Genomic DNA, 5,449 nt, shown 5'->3' with positions numbered 1-5,449 from the left:
CGGTCACGGGCGCCTCGGACACGGGCGCCTCGGTCACGGGCGCAGCGGCCGGCGGCGTCGTCGCAGCGGTCGTGGTGGCACCCAGCGGGGCCGAGCTCGCGCCAGGGGCCGTGCTCGCGGGCGGGGTGACCGCGCCACCCGTCGCGACGCGCCGACCGCGCGTGCGGCGGACGGGTGCTGCGGCGGAGGTGCTGTCGGTGGTGTTCTCGTCGGTCACGAGTGCTCCATGCCCGGTGCGCCGGCCACACTCGCCGGCCCTCGGGCGGTTCGGTCGTCGCGTGCGCCTCGCGCTCCGCGACGGAAGTCGTCGGGTCGTCACGGCTGGCGGGCGGCTGCACCGGCGCCTGCTCGTCTGGTGGACGGCGGCGCACGGCGGGCCGCGGACCGGGGTCCAGCGGGACGTCGTGGCGGGAGGGCCGGTGTGGCGACCCTCACTGCCGCGGTCAGTATCGCATAACGGGCCCGCCGCGCCCGGCACCACGCCGTGCCGTGAGATGACACGGCGTCACGACACGGGACCTACGTCCCACGCTGCGGTCGCGCCACGTTCCTAGCGTCGGAGATGGGGTGCCAACCCCACCAGGGCAGCGCCCGCAGGACCACCATTCCGCCCGCCGTCGCCGGAGGACCTCATCGTGGACGCACTCGACCTCGCCCGGTGGCAGTTCGGCATCACGACGGTCTACCACTTCATCTTCGTGCCGCTGACGATCGGGCTCGCCCCGCTGGTCGCGATCATGCAGACGCTGTGGGTCCGGACCGGCCAGGAGCGGTGGCTCCGGCTGACCAAGTTCTTCGGCAAGCTGCTGCTCATCAACTTCGCCATCGGCGTCGCGACGGGCATCGTGCAGGAGTTCCAGTTCGGCATGAACTGGAGCGAGTACTCGCGCTTCGTCGGCGACGTCTTCGGCGCGCCGCTCGCGATGGAGGCCCTCGCGGCGTTCTTCGTCGAGTCGACGTTCCTCGGCCTGTGGATCTTCGGCTGGGACCGGCTGCCCAAGCGCATCCACCTGGCGTGCATCTGGGCCGTGGCGCTCGCGACGAACCTGTCGGCCTACTTCATCCTGGCCGCCAACTCGTGGATGCAGCACCCCGTCGGGGCCGTGTTCAACGAGGAGACCGGCCGCGCCGAGATGGTCGACATCGGCGCCGTGCTCACCAACTCGACCCTGCTCGCCGCGTTCCCCCACACGATCGCGGCGGCCTTCCTCACGGCCGGCACCTTCGTCGCGGGCATCGCCGCCTGGTGGATGGTCCGCACGGTGCGTGCGGGCGACGAGGTGACGGCGCGCACGGTCTACCGGCCCGCGATCGTGCTGGGCGTCATCACCATGCTGGTCTCCGGGATCGGCGTCGCCGTCTCGGGCGACTGGCAGGCCAAGCTGATGTTCGACCAGCAGCCGATGAAGATGGCGTCCGCGGAGGCGCTGTGCGAGGGCGAGAACGGCGCCGCCTTCTCGCTCCTGACCATCGGGGACCTGTCCAACTCCTGCGAGGGCGTGCACCACATCCTGACGATCCCGGGCGTGACGTCCTACCTCGCCTCGGGCGACTTCGACTCCTACCTGCCCGGTGTCGAGGAGCTCCAGGAGCGCTCCGAGCTGCTCTACGGGGAGGGCGTCGACTACCGCCCGAACCTCGCGGTGACCTACTGGTCCTTCCGCCTCATGATCGGCCTCGGCGTCGGCTCCGCCGCCCTCGCCCTCGCGGTGCTGTGGTTCCTGCGCCGGGGCCGCACCGTGGCCCACCCCTGGTTCGCCCGGCTCGGCCTGCTCGCCATCCCGACGCCGTTCCTCGCGTCGGCGTTCGGCTGGATCTTCACCGAGATGGGCCGCCAGCCCTGGGTCGTGGCGCCCAACCCGAACCCGAGCGGGGTCGACGGCGTGTGGATGCTCACCGCCAAGGGCGTCTCGAGCGTCGTCGGTCCCGGGACCGTCCTCGCGTCGATGATCGCCTTCACCGCGCTCTACGCCGTCCTGGCCGTCCTGTGGTTCCGGCTCATGACCCGGTACGCCGCGCACGGCGTGGCCGACACCGAGCGCGACGTGAGCCCCGACGGGCGCGACGACGACCCCGACGACCCCGACGCCAGCGCGGCCGACCGCCCCCTGTCGTTCGCCTACTGAGGAGGCCGCCATGGAGCTCTCGACCGTCTGGTTCCTGCTCATCGCCCTCCTGTGGACGGGCTACCTCGTGCTCGAGGGGTTCGACTTCGGCGTCGGCATGCTGCTGCCCGTCCTGGGCCGCAAGGACCGCGACCGGCGACTGATGATCAACACGATCGGCCCGGTGTGGGACGGCAACGAGGTGTGGCTGCTCACCGCGGGCGGCGCGACCTTCGCGGCGTTCCCGGAGTGGTACGCCACGATGTTCTCCGGGTTCTACCTCGCCCTCCTGCTCATCCTGCTGGCGCTCATCGTGCGCGTGGTCGCGTTCGAGTGGCGCGGCAAGTTCCACGACGACCGCTGGCGCGCCTGGTCGGACCGGGCGCTGATCTTCGGCTCGTGGGTCCCGGCGGTCCTGTGGGGCGTCGCGTTCGCGAACCTCGTGCGCGGCGTGCCGCTCGACGCCGACCACCAGTTCGTCGGGACGTTCTTCGACCTGCTCAACCCGTTCGCCCTCCTCGGCGGCGCGACGACGGCCCTGCTCTTCCTCACGCACGGCGCCGTCTTCCTGACGCTGAAGACCGACGGCGAGATGCGGCAGCGTGCCGGCGCGCTCGCGGCGCGCCTCGCGGTCGTCACCCTCGTCGTGGCCGGGGTCTGGGCGGTGTGGGCGCAGGTCGCGTACTCCGTCGCCTGGACCTGGGCGGCGACCGGTCTCGCCGCGGTGATGCTCCTCGTGCTCGTCGCGGCCACGCGCGCCCGCCGCGAGGGTCTCGCCTTCGTGGCGTCGGCCGTGACCCTCGTCGCGGCGGTCGTGCTGATCTTCGGCTCGATGTGGCCCGACGTCATGCCGGCCACCGACCCGGCGTTCTCGCTCAGCGTCGCCGAGGCGTCGTCGACCGACTACACCCTGACCGTCATGACGTGGGTCGCCGTGGTCCTCACGCCGTTCGTGCTGCTCTACCAGGGCTGGACCTACTGGGTGTTCCGCAAGCGGCTCACCGCCGAGCGGATCCCGGACCACGCGGGCCTGCTCCTGACGCGCAGGTGAAGCCGCTCGACCCGCGGCTCCTGCGACGGGCGCGCAGCGCCCGCAGGTACGTCGTCCTCACCGCGGGTCTGGGTGCCCTGACGGCCGGGCTGGTGGTCGCCCAGGCCCTCCTGCTCGCCGCGATCCTGGCCCCCGTGGTCGGCGGCACGGCCGCCTGGGCCGACGTGGCGCCGCGGGTCGCGGTCCTCGCGGGGGTCGTGGTGCTCCGCGCGCTGGTGACCGGGGCGCAGGAGCGCTTCGCGCACCGGTCGGCGGTGCGCGCGGTCGCCGAGCTGCGCAGCCAGGTCGTCGAGCACGCGGTGGCACTCGGCCCGCGCGGGCCCGCGCACGGGCGTCCCGCCGCCGTCGCGACGCTCGCGACGCGCGGGCTCGACGCGCTCGAGCCCTACTTCGTGCGGTACCTGCCCCAGCTGCTCCTGGCCGCCACCGTGACGCCCGCGACGCTGCTCGTCGTCCTGGACCTCGACTGGGTCGCGGCCGCGACGATCGCCGCGACCCTCCCCCTCGTGCCCCTCTTCATGGTCCTCGTCGGACGGCTCACCCAGAGCGCCTCGGAGCGCCGGCTGGCCGGCATGGAGCGCCTCGGCCACCAGGTGCTCGACCTCCTGGTGGGCCTGCCCACGCTGCGCGCGCTCGGGCGCGAGCGCGGCCCGGCGGCCCGCGTCCAGGAGCTCGGCGACGCGCACCGGCGCGCCACGATGGGCACCCTGCGGATCGCGTTCCTCTCGGGCATGGTCCTGGAGCTGCTGACGACGCTCGCGGTCGCGCTCGTCGCCGTCGGGGTCGGCTTCCGCCTGGTGAGCGGCGGCCTGGACCTGCAGACGGGACTGGCGGTGCTCGTGCTCGCGCCCGAGGTGTACCTGCCGCTGCGCCAGGTCGGGGCCCACTTCCACGCCTCGGCCGACGGCGTCGCGGCCGCCGACCGCGCCTTCGCCGTCCTGGACACGCCGCTGCCCGACGCCGCCCACGGCGTCCGCGCCCCCGACCTCGCCACCACGACGCTGCGCCTGCGCGGCGTCGGCGTCGACCAGCCGGGTCGCGCGACCCTGGCACCCGCGGACCTCACGCTGACCGTGCCGCCGGGCCGCGTCGTCGCCCTGGCCGGGCCGAACGGCTCGGGCAAGTCCACCGCCGTCGCCGTCCTGCTCGGCCTGGTCGTGCCGGACGAGGGGGACGTGGAGCTCGACACCCCTGCGGGTGACCGGGTGGCCCTGCGGGACGTGGACCTCGCCTCCTACTGGTCGCAGGTCGCGTGGGTCCCCCAACGGCCCGTGCTCGAGCCCGGCACGGTGCGTGACGCGGTGCTCCAGGGCCGCGACGTGCCCGCGGCGGCGCTCGACCGGGCCGCCCGACGCTGCGGCCTGGACGAGGTGCTCGCGGCCCTGCCCGACGGCTGGGACACCGTCCTCGGCCACGGCGGCGTGGGCCTGAGCCTCGGGCAGCGCCAGCGGGTGGCGCTGACCCGCGCCCTGGTCGCGAACGCCCCGCTCGTGGTCCTGGACGAGCCCACCGCCCACCTCGACGCCGGGACGCAGGGCGTGGTCCTGGAGACGATCGCCGCCCTGCGCGCGCAGGGACGCACGGTCGTGCTCGTGGCGCACCGGCCGGAGCTCCTGGCGACGGCGGACGACGTCGTGATGGTGGGCCGGCGACCCGTCGCGGTGCCGGACGAGCCGGCGGTGACCCGATGAGCGCGCCCCGGCCCGCACGGCAGCGCGACCCGCTGCTGCGCACGCTCGCCATGCTGGACGTCGACCGGGGACGCGTGGTGCGCGCCGTCCTGGCCGGCGCCGGGAGCCTCGGCAGCGCGGTCGCGCTCGCCGCCGTCTCGGCGTGGCTGATCGCCCGCGCGTCGCAGATGCCGCCCGTGATGTACCTGACGATCGCGGCCGTCACCGTGCGGGCGCTGGGCATCTCGCGGGGCCTGCTGCGCTACGTCGAGCGGCTGGTCTCCCACGACGTGGCGCTGCGCGGGATGGCCCGGCTGCGGGCACGGCTCTACGAGCGCCTGGCGGACTCCCCCGTCGACCGCGTCGTGGGCCTGCGTCGGGGCGACCTGCTCGCACGCGTCGGCGCCGACGTCGACGCGGTGGGCGACGCCGTGGTGCGCGGGCTGCTGCCGGCCGCCGTGGCGCTCGTCGTCGGCGTGGGCAGCGTCGTGCTGGTCGGTGGGGGGCCGAGCTCGCCGATCTCCTCGTCCAGGCGGGGTCGCCCGGCGTGAGCCCGGCGGGCCTGCTGGGGGTGTGCGCCGGGGCCGGCGTGCTCGTGCTCCTGCTCGGGATCGGGCTGACGG

At 74.5% G+C, this 5,449-nt stretch carries 4 protein-coding genes and 1 pseudogene; 4 read left to right on the top strand and 1 reads right to left on the bottom strand.

Annotated features, from left to right (window positions below; translation table 11 throughout):
- Nucleotides 1-217, bottom strand: a pseudogene (locus IDM29_RS17015) (hypothetical protein); the annotation flags it as partial.
- 418 nt (nucleotides 218-635) lie between these two features.
- On the opposite strand from IDM29_RS17015, the gene IDM29_RS14440 reads away from it, so the two are divergent.
- Genes IDM29_RS14440 through IDM29_RS14425 form a run of 4 tightly spaced genes read left to right on the top strand, consistent with a single transcriptional unit; the run spans nucleotide 636 to nucleotide 5,377 of the window.
- Nucleotides 636-2,126, top strand: a complete 1,491-nt coding sequence (locus IDM29_RS14440; protein ID WP_182111532.1) for a cytochrome ubiquinol oxidase subunit I — start codon at nucleotides 636-638, stop codon at nucleotides 2,124-2,126.
- 10 nt (nucleotides 2,127-2,136) lie between these two features.
- The gene (gene cydB, locus IDM29_RS14435) at nucleotides 2,137-3,156 is read left to right on the top strand and encodes a cytochrome d ubiquinol oxidase subunit II (RefSeq protein WP_182111533.1); all 1,020 of its coding nucleotides are present in this window, start codon (nucleotides 2,137-2,139) and stop codon (nucleotides 3,154-3,156) included.
- Entirely contained in the window at nucleotides 3,153-4,847 is a 1,695-nt protein-coding gene (cydD, locus tag IDM29_RS14430; RefSeq protein WP_182111534.1) for a thiol reductant ABC exporter subunit CydD, read from the top strand. The genes cydB and cydD overlap by 4 nt, the downstream gene beginning before the upstream one ends.
- Entirely contained in the window at nucleotides 4,844-5,377 is a 534-nt protein-coding gene (locus IDM29_RS14425; RefSeq protein ID WP_188037690.1) for a hypothetical protein, read from the top strand. Before cydD ends, IDM29_RS14425 begins: the two co-directional genes overlap by 4 nt.
- Nucleotides 5,378-5,449: the final 72 nt, after the last annotated feature.

This window comes from Actinotalea sp. JY-7885, from assembly GCF_014525465.1.
Lineage (GTDB): Bacteria > Actinomycetota > Actinomycetes > Actinomycetales > Cellulomonadaceae > Actinotalea.
Note: the sequence above shows the minus strand (reverse complement) of the source record. Positions and strands in the feature narration are given on the sequence as shown.

Coding starts and splice junctions, on each gene's coding strand:
- cydB (WP_182111533.1), top strand. CDS start 2,137: ATGGAGCTCTCGACCGTCTGGTTCCTGCTCATCGCCCTCCTGTGGACG.
- IDM29_RS14425 (WP_188037690.1), top strand. CDS start 4,844: ATGAGCGCGCCCCGGCCCGCACGGCAGCGCGACCCGCTGCTGCGCACG.